The organism is Neptunomonas concharum (assembly GCF_008630635.1).
In the GTDB taxonomy this organism is placed as follows: domain Bacteria; phylum Pseudomonadota; class Gammaproteobacteria; order Pseudomonadales; family Balneatricaceae; genus Neptunomonas; species Neptunomonas concharum.
In genome coordinates, this window is sequence record NZ_CP043869.1 from 770,437 (window position 1) to 789,041 (window position 18,605).

At 41.8% G+C, this 18,605-nt stretch carries 15 protein-coding genes; 10 read left to right on the plus strand and 5 right to left on the minus strand.

Annotated elements, in window-relative coordinates; genetic code table 11:
* Window positions 1–2: 2 nt before the first annotated feature.
* The 4 genes from F0U83_RS03645 (at window position 3) to F0U83_RS03660 (ending at window position 4,073) form a co-directional block, all read left to right on the plus strand.
* Window positions 3–1,109 (plus strand): hypothetical protein, encoded by a 1,107-nt coding sequence (locus F0U83_RS03645; protein WP_138986573.1) that lies wholly within the window; start codon window positions 3–5, stop codon window positions 1,107–1,109.
* A gap of 41 nt (window positions 1,110–1,150) precedes the next feature.
* Window positions 1,151–2,170, plus strand: coding sequence for a hypothetical protein (locus F0U83_RS03650; protein WP_138986574.1), 1,020 nt, complete (start codon window positions 1,151–1,153; stop codon window positions 2,168–2,170).
* Window positions 2,171–2,280: 110 nt separating this feature from the next.
* Window positions 2,281–3,363: a GSCFA domain-containing protein gene (locus F0U83_RS03655; protein WP_138986575.1), complete on the plus strand. Its 1,083-nt coding sequence runs from the start codon at window positions 2,281–2,283 to the stop codon at window positions 3,361–3,363.
* Window positions 3,360–4,073 (plus strand): hypothetical protein, encoded by a 714-nt coding sequence (locus F0U83_RS03660; protein WP_138986576.1) that lies wholly within the window; start codon window positions 3,360–3,362, stop codon window positions 4,071–4,073. The genes F0U83_RS03655 and F0U83_RS03660 overlap by 4 nt, the downstream gene beginning before the upstream one ends.
* On the opposite strand, the gene F0U83_RS03665 is transcribed toward F0U83_RS03660, so the two are convergent.
* The 4 genes from F0U83_RS03665 to cysD form a co-directional block, all read right to left on the minus strand.
* Entirely contained in the window at window positions 4,070–4,711 is a 642-nt protein-coding gene (locus F0U83_RS03665) for a sulfotransferase family 2 domain-containing protein (RefSeq protein WP_138986577.1), read from the minus strand. The two genes, F0U83_RS03660 and F0U83_RS03665, sit on opposite strands and share 4 nt — an antisense overlap.
* A 1-nt stretch (window position 4,712) precedes the next feature.
* Window positions 4,713–5,525 (minus strand): hypothetical protein, encoded by an 813-nt coding sequence (locus F0U83_RS03670; protein ID WP_138986578.1) that lies wholly within the window; start codon window positions 5,523–5,525, stop codon window positions 4,713–4,715.
* Window positions 5,526–5,592: 67 nt separating this feature from the next.
* Window positions 5,593–7,494 (minus strand): sulfate adenylyltransferase subunit CysN, encoded by a 1,902-nt coding sequence (gene cysN / locus F0U83_RS03675; protein ID WP_138986579.1) that lies wholly within the window; start codon window positions 7,492–7,494, stop codon window positions 5,593–5,595.
* Window positions 7,494–8,393: a sulfate adenylyltransferase subunit CysD gene (gene cysD, locus F0U83_RS03680; protein ID WP_138986706.1), complete on the minus strand. Its 900-nt coding sequence runs from the start codon at window positions 8,391–8,393 to the stop codon at window positions 7,494–7,496. Before cysD ends, cysN begins: the two co-directional genes overlap by 1 nt.
* Window positions 8,394–9,349: 956 nt before the next feature.
* Here cysD and F0U83_RS03685 point away from each other — a divergent pair.
* From F0U83_RS03685 to F0U83_RS03710, 6 genes are all read left to right on the plus strand, one after another.
* Window positions 9,350–11,116, plus strand: coding sequence for an SLC13 family permease (locus tag F0U83_RS03685; protein ID WP_138986580.1), 1,767 nt, complete (start codon window positions 9,350–9,352; stop codon window positions 11,114–11,116).
* 17 nt (window positions 11,117–11,133) lie between these two features.
* Entirely contained in the window at window positions 11,134–11,937 is an 804-nt protein-coding gene (gene cysQ, locus F0U83_RS03690; RefSeq protein ID WP_138986581.1) for a 3'(2'),5'-bisphosphate nucleotidase CysQ, read from the plus strand.
* Between the two features lie 104 nt (window positions 11,938–12,041).
* Window positions 12,042–12,983, plus strand: coding sequence for a glycosyltransferase family protein (locus tag F0U83_RS03695; protein ID WP_138986582.1), 942 nt, complete (start codon window positions 12,042–12,044; stop codon window positions 12,981–12,983).
* 5 nt (window positions 12,984–12,988) lie between these two features.
* Window positions 12,989–14,923: a capsular polysaccharide export protein, LipB/KpsS family gene (locus F0U83_RS03700; protein ID WP_138986583.1), complete on the plus strand. Its 1,935-nt coding sequence runs from the start codon at window positions 12,989–12,991 to the stop codon at window positions 14,921–14,923.
* Between the two features lie 29 nt (window positions 14,924–14,952).
* Window positions 14,953–15,714: an SDR family NAD(P)-dependent oxidoreductase gene (locus F0U83_RS03705; RefSeq protein WP_138986584.1), complete on the plus strand. Its 762-nt coding sequence runs from the start codon at window positions 14,953–14,955 to the stop codon at window positions 15,712–15,714.
* Window positions 15,704–17,374, plus strand: coding sequence for an LTA synthase family protein (locus tag F0U83_RS03710; protein WP_138986585.1), 1,671 nt, complete (start codon window positions 15,704–15,706; stop codon window positions 17,372–17,374). The genes F0U83_RS03705 and F0U83_RS03710 overlap by 11 nt, the downstream gene beginning before the upstream one ends.
* On the opposite strand, the gene F0U83_RS03715 is transcribed toward F0U83_RS03710, so the two are convergent.
* Window positions 17,353–18,603 (minus strand): capsule biosynthesis protein, encoded by a 1,251-nt coding sequence (locus tag F0U83_RS03715; protein WP_138986586.1) that lies wholly within the window; start codon window positions 18,601–18,603, stop codon window positions 17,353–17,355. The two genes, F0U83_RS03710 and F0U83_RS03715, sit on opposite strands and share 22 nt — an antisense overlap.
* Between the last annotated feature and the right edge of the window lie 2 nt (window positions 18,604–18,605).

The window sequence follows — 18,605 nt, forward strand, 5'->3', positions numbered from 1 at the left end:
AATTGAAAAAGCAACCATTTATTATTTGGACTCTTAGAAGAGCCGGTGGAACAAATTTGGCTGAAGCTCTTTTCTCGACATCCAATTGTGATACTGTCGAACATGAGCCTTTTAATGGTGATAGACTGTTTGGCTATGTTGTAAAAAATTGGCTTGACGAGAAAAGCGAAGAAAAGCTATATTCTAATTTAAGAGAGATTTTATCTAAAAAAGTTTTAATAAAACATTGTTTGGAAATAATTCCTCATGAAGTAAATATTGCGTTAGCAAAGATTAGTAAAGAGTATGGATATAATCATCTTTTTCTCTATAGAGAATATCCTACTAATAGACTTTTGAGCTTAAATTACTCACAGAAGACTAATATTTGGGGTAAAGAGCACAAAAGAAAAATTTCTGTAAATGAGAATATTTTTAATGAACCTATAAATATTAGATCTTTAGTTGATCATGAACTACATTGCAGAACTGAAATGGGAAAAATATTTTCATATTTAAGTATGGAAGGGCTCTCTCCTGCTGCAGTTAGTTTCGAAGACTTATACCAATTTCCCACTTTTGAGTACTCAAAATATCTTGTTCTGAATATTTTTAAACATTTAGATATGGAAGATACGGAGCTTGATGATGTGTTTTTGAAAAGGATGTTGAGAAAAGGCTCTCAAGGAACAAGCCATGAATACAAAAAATTTAAAAATTCCGAAGAGTTTGTTATTGCAGCTGATGGTTTGCCTCCATTTACTTTGTTCAACAAAAAACTTAAGTTGAAATTAGAGAAAAATTCTAAATTCAATAGTCGGGTATTTGAAGTTTGGCCTCCCCTATCATCTCTTAGAGATGGAGAGTGTATCTTGCAGGGGATCCTATTGGTTAGTGACTCTAGTGTATTAAAAATTAAAGCATGCCATAACGAACTATCAATAACTGCTGAGTATGGACTAAAATCGCCTAGAGTATCTAAGTTATATCCAGATGATGAGCCTGTTTCTGGGAATAGTAGATATATACTACCTGGCCTTAGTGTTGGAACTCCTTATAATCTGTCTGTTTCTAAGGATAGTGGGGATTTTGAAAATATTGCTGCTTTTACAGTGGTAAATGAGATGTAATATATTGGTTTATGATTGCTCCTTTTATAGGGTGGCGGTATGTGAGTTTTTTAATGTTTATTCCAAAGTTCAGATGTAAGACATTGCCTACTATATATTTACATATAGGCTTTAATAAAACAGGTACGACTTCTATTCAAAAATATTTTTATGATAATAAAAATATTTTGTTAAAAAGTGGTATTTTGTACCCTGATGTGGGGTTGATTAATTCTGCTCATTATGGAATAAGTACATCAGTAGGCTTTTATAATAATCCTATAAGAAGTGACTGGAGTTTTGATTTAAAGCGTCTAAGAAAAAACCTTTGTGATGAAATAACTAGGGATATTCATTCTATTATATTGAGTTCGGAAGATTTTGTTCTGGATAGGGATTTTAAGAGTTTACGGTATTTTTTGAAAGGTTTTTCAACTAAAATAATAGTTTATCTTAGAAGGCATGACTATTGGTGGATGTCGGCTTACGCTCAGGCTGTTAAGATGAAGGTCAACCCACCTTGGGGGTTGGGAATTCAAAGTTATATAAACTTTAATAAAAAAAATAATATTTCATATGGGAACTATCGTTACTTGGTTGAACGTTGGGCCTCCGAGTTTGGAGAAGAGAATATTATAATTAGACCATATGAAAATTTGCAGAATTCTCCGAATATCGCTTTTGATTTTTTATCTTGTGTTAGCGAACTTAAAAATCTAGATGACTTCCCAGTTATGGCTATTAACAAGAATGTCAGTCTGCCTTCACGAGCGATACAGTTTTTGGATATTATTCAGAGAATGGATGTAGATGTTTCTGTTAGAAAAAAACTAATTTGGCATGTGTGTAATGATACATATTCCAATCATCAAAATCTTTCCTTATTAAGTGGGAAGGTTAGATGTAATATTATAGATGAGAACATGGATGATTATAATTTTCTGGCTAGGAAGTATCTAAAACGTGATAATGGTTTATTTTTTGATGCTCTGCCTGACCTAGGTGATGATAATATACAGGGGTGGCCTTCTAATATAGAGGTTGCAGAAATGGTTGCTAAAACTTTCTGTAGAGATATCTAAGAATATATTTATTAGTGTTTCTGTTAGATATAAATTTTGGCTTGCTTTTTATTGGGTATTTTTTTTGGTTTTTTCATGTCAATATTTGCTTAATATATTTGTGAAATATTATGATTCGTAAAAAAAATCCATATCAGAATCTATCAGAGGCTTCTTTTTGGAAAGTCGCCATTTCTGACAAAAATATGTTTGATATTGGTAATCTCTGGTCACCTAAATTTATTATAGAGCCGCATCACCGAGTATCGACATTTGGGTCATGTTTTGCTCAGTATTTCGGGGCCTCCTTAAAAGCTCATGGTTTTAATTGGTTTATTACGGAGCCAGCCCCACTTGGGTTATCAGATACTAATAAAAAGAAATTCGGTTATGATCTCTTCACTTGTCGTACGGGTAATATATATACTACATCTCTTTTGAAACAGTGGGTTAATTGGGCTTTAGAAAAAAGTGACTTTCCTTCTGAATACTGGGAGTATGAAGGTCGTTTTTACGACCCTTTTCGTCCTAATATTGAACCTCTAGGTTTTTGTTCTATCGAAGAGATGTTTTCATCCCGTGAGCAAGCAATAAAGTCATTTGGAAAAGCTATTAAGGAATCCGATATTATCGTTTTCACACTAGGTTTGACTGAAAGTTGGTTCAATAAAGAGCTTGGCTATGAATACCCTATGTGCCCAGGTACGATAGCAGGAGTTTATGATGAGCAGAGTCATATATTTATGAATCAGCAGTTTGAGTTTGTACGCCGTAACTTATCTGAAGCTATTGATTCTATCCAGCATGTTAATAAAAAAGCTCGCTTTATTTTAACTGTATCTCCTGTTCCTCTCACCGCAACAAAATCTGAAAGCCATGTTCTTGTTGCTACAATGGAATCGAAGTCTATTTTGCGTGCTGTTGCTGGGCAGTTATCTAAAAACAGACCTTCCGTAGACTATTTTCCATCATATGAAATAATTAATGGAACCCCATTTAAGGGTATATTTTTTGAGAGTAATCAGCGATCTGTTAGTAAAGTTGGTGTTAGTTATGTGATGGATACTTTTTTTACTTCTTTAGATAAAAACCTTAATGTCTCTCAAAATACAATTTTTCATGAAAAAACAGATGCTGCCACTAATCTTACTGAGCTAGATGATTCGATGTGTGACGAAGAGCTCTTAGCTGCATTCACAGGTACAAAAAAATGAAAATATGTATTATTGGGAATAGTCATGTTGGATCATTGAAAAGAGGTTGGGATCAAATCACTAGGAATTACTCGAATATCCAACTCACTTTTTTTGCTCATAGAAATAATGGCCTTGCTGATCTAGTTGTAAAAGATAGCACTCTTGTTGCTGCAAATGAAGAACTGGAGCAGGCCTTATTATTTACTTCTTCAGGGAAGGGTTATATCTGTCCAAATGAGTATGATATTTTTTTGCTTTATGGCTTAAATGCTAAGGCTTATCTTTTTGGTGATTGCTTTTATTCTGAATCTGCAATTCGGTCATCTGTGAGAGATTTTATTACAGTGACTTTGTCATATAAAATTTTTTCGCTGCTATGTGGCGTAACTAATAAGCCTATCTATATAGGGCATAATCCTTTACCTGCAGCAGTACAAGTGAAAAATAGGAAAAAGAGTGACTATGTTTTAGGAATGGATATTTTAAGGAAATACTCCCCGTTGTGCTCTAATGGTTATTTTGTTAATCAACCTGAAGATACAGTTGTTAATAGCTCTTTAACAAATCCTTGCTATTCGCTTGGATCTAAGCGGCTTGCAATAGGTGAATTTGATGATAACGAGGAGCATCCGCTCAACGATAATATGCATATGAATGATGAGTTTGGGATTCTATGGCTTGAGAATTTTTTTTCTATGATTAGTAAAATGGGTGAACATGGCACTTAAAAATTTTTTTTAAGGTGGCTTATAAAATCTAAATCTTTTTTATACCAGCTTTTAAGAGCTTTTTCCCCTTTACAGCTTATATATTTATTTATATCTTTTGGGTTTCTGTGTGCGTTTATATCATCTTCTGGCAGAGCAATATATGGGGATTTTAATTTTATTTTGAGCTCCTCGAAATCAGAAAATAAGTTTTCTTGATGACATACATGATATAAGTCTGTTTTTCTTTCTTCGAAAAGATTTATATCTATATACCACTTCTCCATCGTTTTAAAGTGTTCGATCTGTTGCATGGCCGTAATTGCTAATTTCTTCTCGGGAGTGTCATTAATTGATGCTAAAGCTTCTGCTAGATCGTTTGGTGTTTCAAATGTTGTAAACACTTGTACTTCTACGGAATTCCACTCATTATTATATTTTGGTCTTCCCTTGCGTTTTCTACTATAGAAAGCGCTTATAAAGCGTTGTATAGGGTTTCGTACACTTAGAATGAAATTTTCGCCCTCGGGGATGTCCTTTATGGATGTTTGATGACTGTGTAGTATTACCTCCACTGTATTGCTTTGTAATTGGGATAAAGCGTGCTTTATTGCTGTTCCACCTGTTTTGCCTATGTGTAAAAAGTGTAATTTTTGCATTTTAAAAAAATACCTCTGTGTTTTTTAGTTTGCTTAAGTTATTTAATTGGCTTAAATAAACTTCTTTTGACTTTCTCAGCTCTTGCTCACTATAAGGTTTGAACTTATCCCCGAAGACATAATTCAGATTTTCTATCACAGTGAGTAATTCCTTCGATGTCTCAGGAAAGTTGGATAGTAACTCAATAACTTTAGTGCTTAGCGTGGCCCTGCTACTGTTAATATTGTTGCTATACCTATCTATGCTATTAAAAGAAATAGCTTTAAGTATCTCTTTTTTATTATTTCGGAAGTTGTCAAAATTAAAAATCAGAAAATTTATATCCCTGTTGCTGTTTATTACAGGCGTTAATAGCTTTTCCCAGTTTAATGCATCTTTTTGATTGGCTATATAATTTTCATAGCTGACGAAGTTGTTGTGTCTTAAATACTCGCAATAAATAGATGGGAGGAATTCTAGCGGATTTCTTAAAGAAATTAAAACTGACACTTTACTTTCAGGAAGCGACTGTCTAATTTTACCAATCACATCGCTTATAGGTTTATAATTTATTCCTTTGCGGATTTCGCCAGCATTTCCTATCATATTTTCATCTGACAATATGACTTTTTCTTGCTGTATAGTTTCCCTTAAAATATGTTGTATAACATCTAACGGTTTATTTCTAATAGCCTGTGTTAGGCCAGATCTCATTTCACTAAGAGAAAAATATTGAATACCATTATTCTTAAGTAAGTCTCTAGATAGTGTGAGTTGATCTTGGAGGTAGGTTGTAGCGGTTTTGTGAATCCCAAGATGTAAATTGATTTCCATACTTTACTTATATTTGGTTGTAAAAAACCTGACTATGATTGCCATAGTCAGGTTTTGTCAAGTTATCTTAAATGTAACCTCTCTCACGCATATAATCGATTACCATATCGGCGCACTCTTCCGGCGTCATGCTGGTAGTGTCTAGTGTGCATTCAGCCTTTTCTGGCGTCTCATAGGGTGAGTCTATCCCAGTGAAGTTTTTGAGTTCACCGCGGCGTGCTTTTTTATAGAGACCTTTTACATCTCTTTGCTCAGCAACGTCTAGAGGTGTATTGATATAGACTTCGATAAATTCACCGTCGTCTACCATATTTCTTGCCATATCGCGCTCAGACCTGAATGGGGAGATAAAAGCACTGATAACGATCAGGCCCGCATCAACCATCAGTTTGGCCACTTCTGAAATACGGCGTATATTTTCTACGCGATCTTCATCCGTAAAACCCAGGTCCTTATTTAATCCGTGACGTACATTGTCGCCATCGAGTAAATAAGTATGCTGGCCCATGGCAAACAGTTTTTTCTCAACCAGATTGGCAATCGTGGATTTCCCTGCACCTGAAAGCCCAGTTAACCACACGATACAAGGTTTTTGGTGCTTTTGGCCTGAGCGTGCGGTTTTATCAACATCGACATGCTGCATGGTGATATTTTGGCTGCGGCGTAGTGCAAAATTCAGGAGGCCCGCGCCTACGGTATAGTTGGATAGGCGGTCAATCAGGATATATCCACCGGTATCCTGATTCTCTTTATAAGGGTCGAATGCAATGGATTGATCCAAGCTAACAGTACAAACTCCGATACCATTAAGCTCCAGTTTTTTCGCCGCCATGTGTTCCATGGTATTGACGTTCACTTGATACTTAATATCAGTGATTGTGGCGGATACCGTTTTGGTGCCTACCTTCATTAGATAGGTGCGTCCAGGAAGTAGGGGTTCTTCATGCATCCAGATAATTGTGGTCTCAAACTGTTTGGCCACGGCTGCAGGCTCTGTCGCTTCAACAAGTAGATCGCCCCTTGAAATATCAATTTCATCATTGAGCGTAATAGTAATTGATTGCCCCGCTACGGCTTGTTCCAGGTCGCCATCATAGGTAACTAAGCGAGCGACAGTGCTTTCTTTGCCTGATGGGAGCACACGTACCTTATCGCCCGGCTTTATCGTACCGCTGGCAAGTTGCCCTGAGAAACCACGGAAATCTAGATTTGGACGATTTACCCATTGAACCGGCATTCGGAATGGGGTGTGCTGGCGGCGTTCGTCATCGATTTCAACGGTTTCAAGGTAACCCATTAGTGTTGTGCCATGATACCAAGGCATATTAGGGCTTGGCTCAGTGATGTTATCCCCTTTGAATGCCGACATTGGAATAACGGTAATATCTTCGACACCGATTTGCTTAGCAAAAGAGCGATAATTTTCAACAATTTGATTGAAGGTCTGCTCAGAGTAGTCCACTAAGTCCATTTTGTTAATGGCAACTACGATGTGGCGAATACCAATCAGAGAGGTCAGGTAACTATGGCGGCGAGTTTGCGTTAAGATGCCTTTGCGGGCATCGACCATCAAGATCGCAACATCAGCCGTCGAAGCACCGGTTACCATGTTGCGTGTGTACTGCTCGTGGCCGGGTGTATCTGCAACGATAAACTTACGACGGTCTGTTGAGAAAAAGCGGTATGCCACGTCAATCGTAATACCTTGTTCGCGCTCTGCTGCTAAGCCGTCTACTAGCAATGCAAAATCTATGTTTTCCCCTTGGGTGCCAAACTTCTTAGAGTCTGATTCAACCGCTGCTAGCTGGTCCTCAAACAGCATCTTAGACTCATATAAGAGTCGACCAATCAGAGTACTCTTTCCGTCATCGACGCTTCCGCAAGTGATAAAACGAAGCAGACTTTTATGTTCATGGTTTTTCAGGTACTGCTCGATATCGGATTCAATTAGGTCGGATACGTGTGCCATTAGAAGTAGCCCTCCTGTTTTTTCTTTTCCATGGATGCGGCGGAGTCATGATCGATCATGCGGCCTTGGCGCTCCGATGTTTTGGTTAACAGCATTTCTTGGATAATGGCAGGAAGTGTGTCGGCGTTTGACTCAACAGCACCTGTGAGCGGATAGCAGCCCAACGTGCGAAAGCGAACACTTTTCATCATAGGCACTTCGCCCTCTAATAATGGCATACGTTCATCATCAACCATGATCAATGTGCCATCGCGCTCAACTACTGGGCGCTCTGCTGAGTAATAAAGCGGTACGATAGGGATATTCTCAAGATGGATGTATTGCCATATGTCTAGCTCGGTCCAGTTTGAGATCGGGAAAACACGGATAGACTCGCCCTTGTGTTTTCGGGCGTTGTATTGTTTCCATAACTCTGGACGTTGGTTTTTAGGATCCCATCGATGGTCGGCTGATCTGAAAGAGAATACGCGCTCTTTTGCTCGTGACTTTTCTTCATCGCGGCGAGCGCCGCCAAAGGCAGCATCGAATCCGTATTTATCTAGGGCTTGTTTGAGACCTTCAGTTTTCATGATATCGGTATGAATTGCGGAACCATGTGTAAAAGGATTTATATTCTTCTCAATACCTTCAGGATTGATGTGGGAGATCAGTTTGAGGCCAAGGTTTTTAACCATTTGGTCACGAAACTCATACATCTCGCGGAATTTCCAACGAGTGTCTACATGAAGGAGTGGAAACGGCGGTAGTGATGGGTAAAAGGCTTTCATGGCTATATGCAGCATGACCGCGCTATCTTTACCAATAGAATAAAGCATCACAGGATTTTCTGTTTCAGCGACAACTTCCCGCATAATCTGGATGCTCTCCGCTTCCAGGCGTTGTAAGTGTGTTAGTGGCATATCCTTCCCCGGGATTAGAGTGTTAATGTGGGTATCTTTTTTATGAAACATGCGTGAGTTATGCGGGCTTTGGGTGGCCTGTAACTCGGAATAGGGTATCAGTACTAAACGATCCGCATGAAGCTGTTGAAACTGTGCAAGCTGGCTTATCTGCTCAGGCTTAGATGTTTTTAATACCATGCAGATTGGCTTGTTGGTGCTTTCTATAAGTGCCTTTAAAAAGTCCATGATACGAGAGGCGTTTGGTTTACCGTATCCATGTTGCCAGCGAATACTCTGTTTCATATCACGGCAATATATCTGATAGCAGTCGGCTCTGTTAGGCACTGTATGAAAACCGCAAATTAATAGAGAGTACTTGGCAGAGTTAAAGCTTGTATCTCGTTGCTTTAACCAACGTAGTAAATTCTCACGGCTTAGGTAGTCAGGCTCATCATTAGGTATGAGTTGAATGTTTTGCAGATAGCGGCGGACAGATTTTGTTGAAACTGTTCGCTGATACTGTTGGTTGATCCAATCTTGCGCTTTATCTAGATCCCATAGAACGTCTGTTGTAGCGATAAGATCGTCTAGAAGCGAAGAGATCGCTACATTTCTGGCGCCAGTGGGCCGACCTCTTTCACCTGCTATTAATGCCCCCCAGCCACCTTTTAAGAACTTTTTATGAGCAGCAATAATTGTTGGGTGGCTAAGGCCTGTTTTTGCTTGAATCTCATTCAGACTTTTTTTCTGTAGCCGTAGGGAAACCGCAAGCTTTCTGAGCTTATCGAGCGACTCAACGGTTGGTTGGCGGGATCCCATATGCTATTCCGTTATGAACTCATGCAATCGGTTTGGTTGAGATGTTACGTAATACTGGTTAATATCTCAATGCTGTTTATTAAATAATTTTTGTCCCGATGTTGTTTGTTTTTCTAAGTGTTTGTATTCGGGTGTTTTTTTAGGATTGAAGAGCGATGGATGTGACTGCCTACCTGACATTAACAGTTGTTTTTCTGGTTTTGCTTGGTTTGATCTTCAGTAAGGTGGCCACTGATATTATCTTGATGAGTGCTTTGGCTGTACTCATTGTGAGTGGTGTATTAACACCGATGGAAGGCTTGGCGGGCTTTTCCAACCCCGGTGTTATGACCATAGCGGTTTTGTATGTGGTTGCCTCGGGGCTGAAAGAAACAGGCGCGATTCAGTGGATCGCTTCTCGTCTGCTAGGGCAGCCTGATAATGTACGCCATGCAATGATGAAAGTGGTATTACCTACGTCGGCCATGAGCGCCTTTATGAATAATACGGCTGTCGTTGCGATGTTCATCCCGTCTATTCAGGATTGGGCTACGCGCATTAAAATATCCTCATCGAAACTATTAATTCCGCTAAGTTATGCCGCGATCTTAGGTGGTACGTGTACCTTGATAGGGACGAGTACGAATCTGGTTGTTGATGGTCTTTTACAAGCAAGCGTAAACGTTAAATTAGGCATGTTTTCGCTGGCTTGGGTCGGCCTGCCAGTATTATTGGTTGGCGGCACCTTTTTGTACCTCTTTGCTGATAAGTTGCTACCCAATAAGAAAGGTGCGATTGAACAGTTAGGGTCGGCACGTGAGTACAGTGTGGATGTCTTTGTTGAGGAAGGTGGGGCACTGTGTGGGAAAAGCATTGAGGAGGCTGGGCTACGAAGTTTAAGTTATGGTTACTTGGTTGAAATTCAGCGCGAAGAAAGAATTCTCTCAGCGGTTGCCCCAGATACCCAATTGAACGCAGGAGATATATTGGTTTTTGTAGGGGCTCCGGAGTGTGCGCGGGAATTACGTCATATTCAGGGGCTTAGTCCGGTTCATGGCGAAGTCCATAAGTTGGATATTGCCCACCATGAACGCTGCTTAGTTGAGGCGGTGATCGGGCCAGAGTTTGTAGGTTTAGATCAATCTATCCGTCACTCGCGCTTTCGTACACGCTTTCAGGCGGCTATCTTATCTGTGTCGCGTAATGGTCAGCGAATCAGCGGGAAGATCGGTGATATTTATCTGCAAGTCGGTGATACCTTGCTACTGGAAACCGGTCAGGATTTCGTGGGGCAATACCGTTCTCGCCGTGACTTTTTATTGGTCAGTGCGATTAATGACTCAACCCCCCCTGTTTTTGAAAAAGCCCCCATCGCCTTATACATTCTGTTAGGGATGGTTGCATTAAGCGCAACGGGCATTTTATCTATTCTTGAGTCGGCACTATTAGCTGCTGGTGCGATGCTGGCTACGCGGTGTGTGTCGATTACCAAAGCACGCCGTAATATTGATCTAACCGTTATTACCGTAATTGCCGCATCTTTCTCTCTTGGAGCGGCGATGACTAAAACCGGTGCTGCCGATGCGATAGCGCAACTCATGTTGTTTAGTGATGATTTATCTCCTTGGCTGATGTTAGCTATGGTCTATATCCTGACGGCTATTTTTACAGAAATTATCACCAATAACGCCGCAGCGATTTTGATGTTCCCGATTGCGATGTCTATTGCTGATCAGATAGGTGTAAATTATATGCCGTTTGTTGTTGCGGTGATGTTTGCAGCTTCTGCCAGCTTTATTACGCCATTAGGCTATCAAACTAATTTGATGGTTATGGGGCCAGGTGGCTACAGTGCAAAAGATTTTATGAAGGTCGGTGTGCCGATGAGTTTTTTGGTAGCTGTCACTTCAATTGTTATTATCCCTCAGGTTTGGGGTTTCTAATTGAGAAAGGATTAATTATGTCGATTCAAATAGAGGCAGTGGTAGAGCTTGCCAGAAAAGCAGGTGTGGCGGTGATGGATATTTACCAAAAGGACTTTGCGGTCTATGACAAATCTGACAGCAGCCCTTTAACGGAAGCAGACATGGCATCTCACCATATTTTGGTAGAGGGTTTGCAGGCACTCACACCGTCGATTCCAGTATTATCTGAAGAGTCCGGTGAAGAGGTTAAAGCGGAACGTCTGAATTGGGCTGAATATTGGCTGATTGATCCGCTTGATGGTACCAAAGAGTTTATTAAAAAGAATGGTGAATTTACGGTTAATATTGCGTTAGTTCGTGAAGGTGTTGCGGTTCTGGGTGTTGTGTATGCACCCGCATTGGATGTGATGTATTGGGGCGAGGCTGCTAAAGGTGCATGGAAGCAAGAGAGCAGTAATGCGCCTGTGGAAATTCAAGTGGCAGATGTTCCGCAAGTCGCTACCGGTTGGCGAGTGGTGGGTAGTCGTTCTCATCAATCAGAGAAGTTCAAAGTTTTTATGAACTGCTTGCCTGAGGCAGATATTGTCGCGATGGGCAGCTCGTTAAAGTTATGTCTAGTGGCTGAAGGTAAAGCAGACTTGTACCCACGCTTAGGCCCAACCAGTGAGTGGGATACGGCTGCTGCTCATGCTGTTGTTCTTGCGGCGGGTGGGCAAGTACTCGAAGCGAGTACGCTTAAACCGCTGATCTACAATAGCCGCCCTGATACGTTACTAAATCCTTTCTTTATTGTGTGCCCTGCGATCAGTGACTATTGGAAAGCGGCCGCAGAAAATTAATGTATACTTCCACGCTTATTAAAAAAGCAAAAAGTTGAGAAAGTAGTCCTATTAGGGGGGGACTTCTCGATTTTTTGTGAGTGTGGTGGAGTGCTGCCTACAGGATGCTGTCTTTAGAAAATAACAGGGTGCTGGTTGTTGAAGAGAAGCCTAACCCTTCTACAGATTTTTTTATCTTACCTTTGGTGAGGCGTTGGGGGGGGGAGTGCGTGCGCTTCTCTTTTTCCGATCTGCCTCGTATGGACGAAGCTTGCGAAAATATTGTCATTTTTGTTAGGTATATCCCATGGCAATGGAAAAAGCTATTAGCGCAACACTCTGCAAAGGAAGTTTACCTTTTTATTGATGATGATCTGCTTGATTTCAGGGCGTGGGCTGGTTTGCCGATTCATTATCAATGGAAGCTATTCCGTTTAAGCTATATCCATCAACGATGGTTAAAGTCTATAGGGGGTAAGTTACTTGTCTCCAATCCTTATCTTCAGCAAAAGTACGCACGATGGGGGGCTGTCGGTATTGAGCCAAAGCCTGTCGCATCGACTGAAAAAGGCGCGCAAATTACGGTTTTTTATCATGGCTCAGGATCTCATAAAGCGGATATTCAATGGCTTTATCCGGTTATAGAAAGTGTTATTACCTCTAACGAGTCGGTTTGTTTTCAGATTATTGGTGATGCGTCTGTTAATAAGCAATTTAGGTGTTTGGAACGCGTTAATGTTCTGCACCCCATGCCTTGGGCGACGTATCGCCAATTCCTAAAGAGTGGGCGCTTTGACATAGGTCTTGCGCCTTTGCTGGATTCTCATTTTAATCGAGCTAGGTCTTACACAAAGTTTTTTGATATCACAATGGCAGGAGCTGTGGGGATATACACTCAAGATTCGGTTTACCAAGCTATAGTACAGCATCAAGTTAACGGACTATTACTCCCTATGGATCAGCAAATATGGGCTGCTGAGCTTAGTGCTCTTGTGAGTGATTCTGTGCTGCGAGCTCAATTATTCGAGAACGCCTCACAGACTTATCATTTGTCTGGGATAAAATAAGGCCCATGAAAACCGTTGGATTTTTCGCTGCAGGCCATGCTGTTATAGGCCACCTAGATCGTGTTCTTGAGGCAAGGGTTAAATATTGCCCTCCGTTCTATCCCTCCCAAGGTTTAGATGCGGTAGCTGGGTGGGGATATAAGCCCTCCTCTAAGCGGGCAATGGCTTATGCTGCTAAGCATAATCTTCCTTATTGGGCGCTTGAGGATGGTTTTCTGCGATCTATTGGGCTAGGCGTTCATGGTCATCTTGAGCACAGTTTTATCGTCGACCCAGTTGGCGTTTATTATGATGCGACAAAGCCCTCTTTACTTGAAAACCTGATTATTCATGCACCGCAGGATACGGATAGCCTTGAGCGCGCTAATCGCTGTATTGAGATGCTTCGGCAGGCGCGTTTAAGCAAATATAACCTTGCACCTGATGTTTCCGTCTTTTCGCAAAAAGCAAAATCCGCCGTTTTGGTGGTAGATCAGACGTATGGTGATACTTCGGTGCGTTTAGGGATGGCCTCCGCTACACAATTTGAAGAGATGCTAAAAGCGGCTATTCACGATAATCCGGGAGCGGAGGTACTCGTCAAAGTTCATCCGGATGTATTGGCGGGTAAGAAAAAAGGTTATCTGCATGAGCTTGCTAAAGTTTATTCCTGCCGGTTAGTAGCGCAAGAGGTAAACCCTTGGTCGCTTTTTGAGCGTGTCAGCGATGTCTATGTGGTCACTAGTCAGCTAGGTTTTGAAGCTTTGCTGGCGGGTAAGCGTGTTCACTGTTTTGGTATCCCCTTTTATGCGGGGTGGGGGCTAACGCAAGATAGGCAGCAGTGCGATCGACGCCAACAGCCCAGATCTTTACAGCAGCTGTTTTTTGCAGCTTATCTGCAGTATTGCCGCTATATCAATCCCTACACGGGTGAGCGGTGTGCATTTGAAGATACCGTTGCATTACTTTCTTTGCAAAAACAGCATTTAGAACGCTTGCGAGGAACATGGTTACTCCCTAAAAATCAGCGAACGTTTCTACCTCGTTTGAATCGTGTACTTGGCTTAGCTGCCAATATCCGTATCGCTTCTGATGGTGTTAGCGGTTGCGCAGATAAGCCTGCCCTCGTGAATAGTTATTGGTTACAAGATAAATCTCAGGCTTCACGGGTAATTAAGGTTCAGGCGTTAGACTTGTTCTCAGTGGGTCCATATAAAGGTGTGGGCTACGGGTTAAGCAATGGTATTGAAGTTGTCAACGAGTTACTCAATAAGTCTGAACTTTTGGGTTTGTTGAATCAATATGATTTATTATCGTATGAGCAGGATGCGGCTTCGGGTCTATATACTGTTTACCGGCGCTATTTGCAGCAACAAATTTCAGAAACGTACACCTGCTTTTTTCAGTTTCCTAAGGATCGAAAAATTCTATTAGTGGTGGAAGATAGAGAGCAGTTATCTGCAGAAGATGAACTCGTGCTGCTTAATTTGATTCGTGAAGCAAATCCCACTGCGTATATTATCTATGCCAGAAAAGACTGGAATGCTGATAAGTTTGCTATATGTCCTTTACCTTCAGTATGCGATAGAGGGCTTGCTTATGATGATATTTTGCCTTTTATCCAATGGGTGGATGAGGTGCATACGCATTCATCACTTATAGGATTTAAAGCATTGGTGCTGAGTGTGCCTGTGGTGACTTACAGCGATGCTTTTTATGCAGGTTGGGGACTAACAGAAGATAATATGTTGAGTATAAAAAGGGCTCGATGCTTAACCTTAGAAGAGCTCGTCTATATGTTGCTGATAAAATATGTGACATATCATGATCCGGATACGGGGGATGTGATTAATTTTGAAACTGCTCACCTTTTAGCTCAGCGTTATGCTCATTATCCTTATGGTTTAACCTTAGCGTCGCGTATCAAACGTGTGATACGGTCTATCTTTCTAAATACCTGAAACAGGGAAGCTACCTTTAGGGATGTTTAATGCCGCTTAAAATTGTGATTACAGGTGCAACAGGCGCTATCGGTTCTGCGTTAGCGAAAGCCTATGCGGTTGATGGTCATTCCTTGGTATTACAGGGACGCCGGTCTGCTTCTTTAGAGAAATTGTGTGATGAATGTCAGTTATTAGGTGGTAAGGCGACCTTCCACGCTTTTGATTTAACCGACAGCGAGCAAACTCGTTCATGGTGTGAAATGTTACTGGCTGATGGGGTACCTGATCTCGTATTCGCTAATGCAGGTATGAATATTAATACGGGGCAGCAGCACCAGGGAGAGCAGTGGTCACAGATCGAAGCGCTCTTAGATTTGAATGTTAAATCCACCCTTCAGTTAGTGCATCATATGGCGTTAGCAATGAAACAGCGTGAAGCTGGTCAACTGGTATTGATTAGCTCTTTAGCCGCATTTTATGGCTTGCCGGATACGCCCAGTTATAGCGCAAGTAAAGCTGCAATCAAAGCTTATGGTGAGGGTATTCGCGGTTGGTTGGCACCGTTTGGTGTAGGGGTTAGTGTGGTGATGCCGGGTTATGTCGCATCGGATATGTGTCATGAAATGCCGGGGCCAAAGCCTTTTTTATGGACACCTGAGCGAGCCGCAAAAACGATTAAACGTCGTGTCGCTAAAAACCATCCGCGCATCAGTTTTCCCTTTCCACTGAATATAGGTTGTTGGGGGCTGGCTGCATTACCGCCGGGTGTGTCGCAAAAGCTACTTAAGTGGTTAGGCTATGGCGGATAAAATGGACGTTATCATCGTGAGCATGACCTTATTGTTTGATCACCTCATAGTGCCTTTGCTGGTTGGTTTGCTGTTTGCCTTTTTAGTTGAGTTGCTGCTTATACCCAAAGCTCAGGTGTTCTGGAAGCGTCCTTTAGCTGCTAACTTATTGCATGTGGGCGGTTGGCTTTTTTTCTTCTGTTTTGAATTATTGTTATTCCAGCGCCCTTGGTTTGCGATGGCCAATGTGGTGGCATGGCATTTGGTACTCATTTTGGTTAACAACGCCAAATATCATGTTTTGCGAGAGCCATTTCTATTTTACGATTTTGAATACTTAGTGGATGCCATCCAACATCCCCGGCTATACCTGCCTTTTGTAGGAGTAATGAATGCTGTTATTGCCTTGATTGTCTTAGTAGTTGTGATTGCTGTTGGCGTGTTCATTGAGCCTAGCTTGTTGCACAGTGGACAAACCGATTTCTGGGTAGTGGTCTGGTTGTGCTTACTTGTCATCTCACTTTGTATGCTGGTGATGGGGTATCGACGTATTGATCAAAATATGCCGCTACATTTGGATCCAGAACTGGATTTCAAGCAATTAGGGCAGGGTGGTTTTCTTTGGTATTACGCAAAGCTACACTTCTCGCACCCACAGCTTAAGCATGCCAAAAAACTGGTGCGTAAAAGTGCTGGATTATTTCGCAAGAAGAAGCGATCAGCACCTGCGCCGCAGTCTTTTACAACCCCGCCTGTATCCGACACGCACATTCACTCGCTACCGGATATTGTGTGTGTCCAGAGCGAGTCTTTTTTTGATCCTCGTATCTATTACGATTGTGTAGATCCTGCCGTTTTGGCGGGGTTTGATCAGATTTGTCAGCAGGCGTTGAGCTATGGTTCTCTGAACGTTCCTGCTTGGGGGGCAAATACTATTCGCACCGAAGCTGCATTTTTATCAGGTATTGCACCACATGCCATGGGTGTTAATCAGTTCAGCCCCTATCGTCATTTCCTTAAGAACCCACAAACGACGGTGGCACATCAGTTAAAAGCAATGGGTTATAAAACGGTTTGTATTCACCCGTATCCGGCCTCGTTTTATCAACGGGATAAACTTTACCCTCAACTGGGGTTTGATCGTTTTATTGACATTGAGGCCTTCGATAGCAAAGATAAAGTAGGACAATACATTGGTGATCATGCGCTAACGGAGCAGGTGCGCCAATTATTGAGTCATACATCAGGCCCTTCGTTCATTTACATCATTACGATGGAAAATCATGGTCCTTTGCATCTAGAAAAGCCAACGGATGAGGATATAGAGCGTTTCTATGTTGATCAGCAACCGGTTGGTTGTGAGGATCTCAGTGTCTATCTGCGCCACTTACATAATGCGGATCGTATGGCAGTAGATCTATCCAATTTGCTAAAAACACGAAATAACGGTGGTTTGCTGTGTTGGTATGGTGATCATGTGCCTATTATGTCTAAAGTTTATCAGTGCTTAGGAGCGCCCAGTGGTGATACTCGCTACTTTATTTGGAGTAGCCACAAAGGGCAAAGCGCTGAGGCTCCAAAAAAGGAGCAATCCAAAGCGGTTTCCGGTTTGGCTAGCGAGTTGATGTCAGTAGTTCTCGATACACAAAAGCGGAATTATCATGAAGGTGATACGGGATAAGATTCCAAGAGAACTTCAAGGGGAGATTGGCTTTCTTGTAAGCGCTTCATCGCATTGTTAACGCCAATACGGATGCCGTCAGAGCTAAAAAAACCTCCATTAATCTGTGTGGCGTGGATCACTATCTGCCGGAATGCATCAAATAGCTGTGGGTCTGGATAGATGGTGTCGTGCCAGAAAGCATCGAGCGAACACTGGGCTGTTAGTCCTGGCATATCATAGATGGCTTGGCCTAGTGCCAGTGTTCGGCATTGGTGAGCTAATGCGGTGATACCGACGGTACTATTTACTACGACGACACCCTCACATGCATCTAGTAACGCGGGTAAGGAGCCACTTTCTAAATAGAGAATACGTCCTTCAATGTCTTTTTCTTTTGATAGCTGTTTGATTATTGCAGCAAAATTAGTGAAGCCTGTATCCAGTGGGTGGTTTTTGATTACCAACAGTGCATCTTGTGGTGCATACTCTGTGAAAGAATCCACAACAGTATGGACCAGATCAGACATGGATGTGATATCAGAATGTACCTGAATTTGGCTATCACTATCCAGTTGCAGAGGGAGTAGGTAGAAAGGTTTGTTATTGCTAAGCAAGTGATGAATAGTGCGTTTATCGCGCGTTTCATACCAAGGCATTTGGGAAAATCGAATTCCCCAACCGGCTAGCTCTAAACCTGAAATTGCAGGGCGGTGGGTTTTATAACCGTGATAAAAAATAGGGTTCAGTAAGCCAGGAAAGTGGTAGCCGATTTCATGTAAAGCCAGCAGAGTAATGGGGTTGCTAATAGATTGACTGGGCGGGGCGGGGGGGAGATGCTTAGCGGCTTCAAGGTACCAGTTGGCCTCTTTTGGAAGCTGAGAAAAACCATTAATACCGCCTTCTTCTAGCGTCAGCCAATCGGGTCTTAAGTAACCTTCATCAAAGATATGTAACCTAAGCCCCAGCGCTTTTGAAAGCGGCACCGCCGCTGCATTAACGGGGCGAGTATCGCCCAACATTATAATATCGGTAATGCCATAATCGAGCACTTTTTTGCGGAGGTACTCAGGTAGTGCTGATGCTTTATCACGGAACTGCCAAGAAGGTTTATTGCGCCAGTAGATATAATCGCCCGCATTAAAATTGATGCGAAACACATGCGCTTTTGCTTGGGTTAATGCATCCCCCAGTTTGGAAAAAAATGGGCTGGTGGACCCCTGTAAAAACAGAAAATTTCTACTTTTCATGG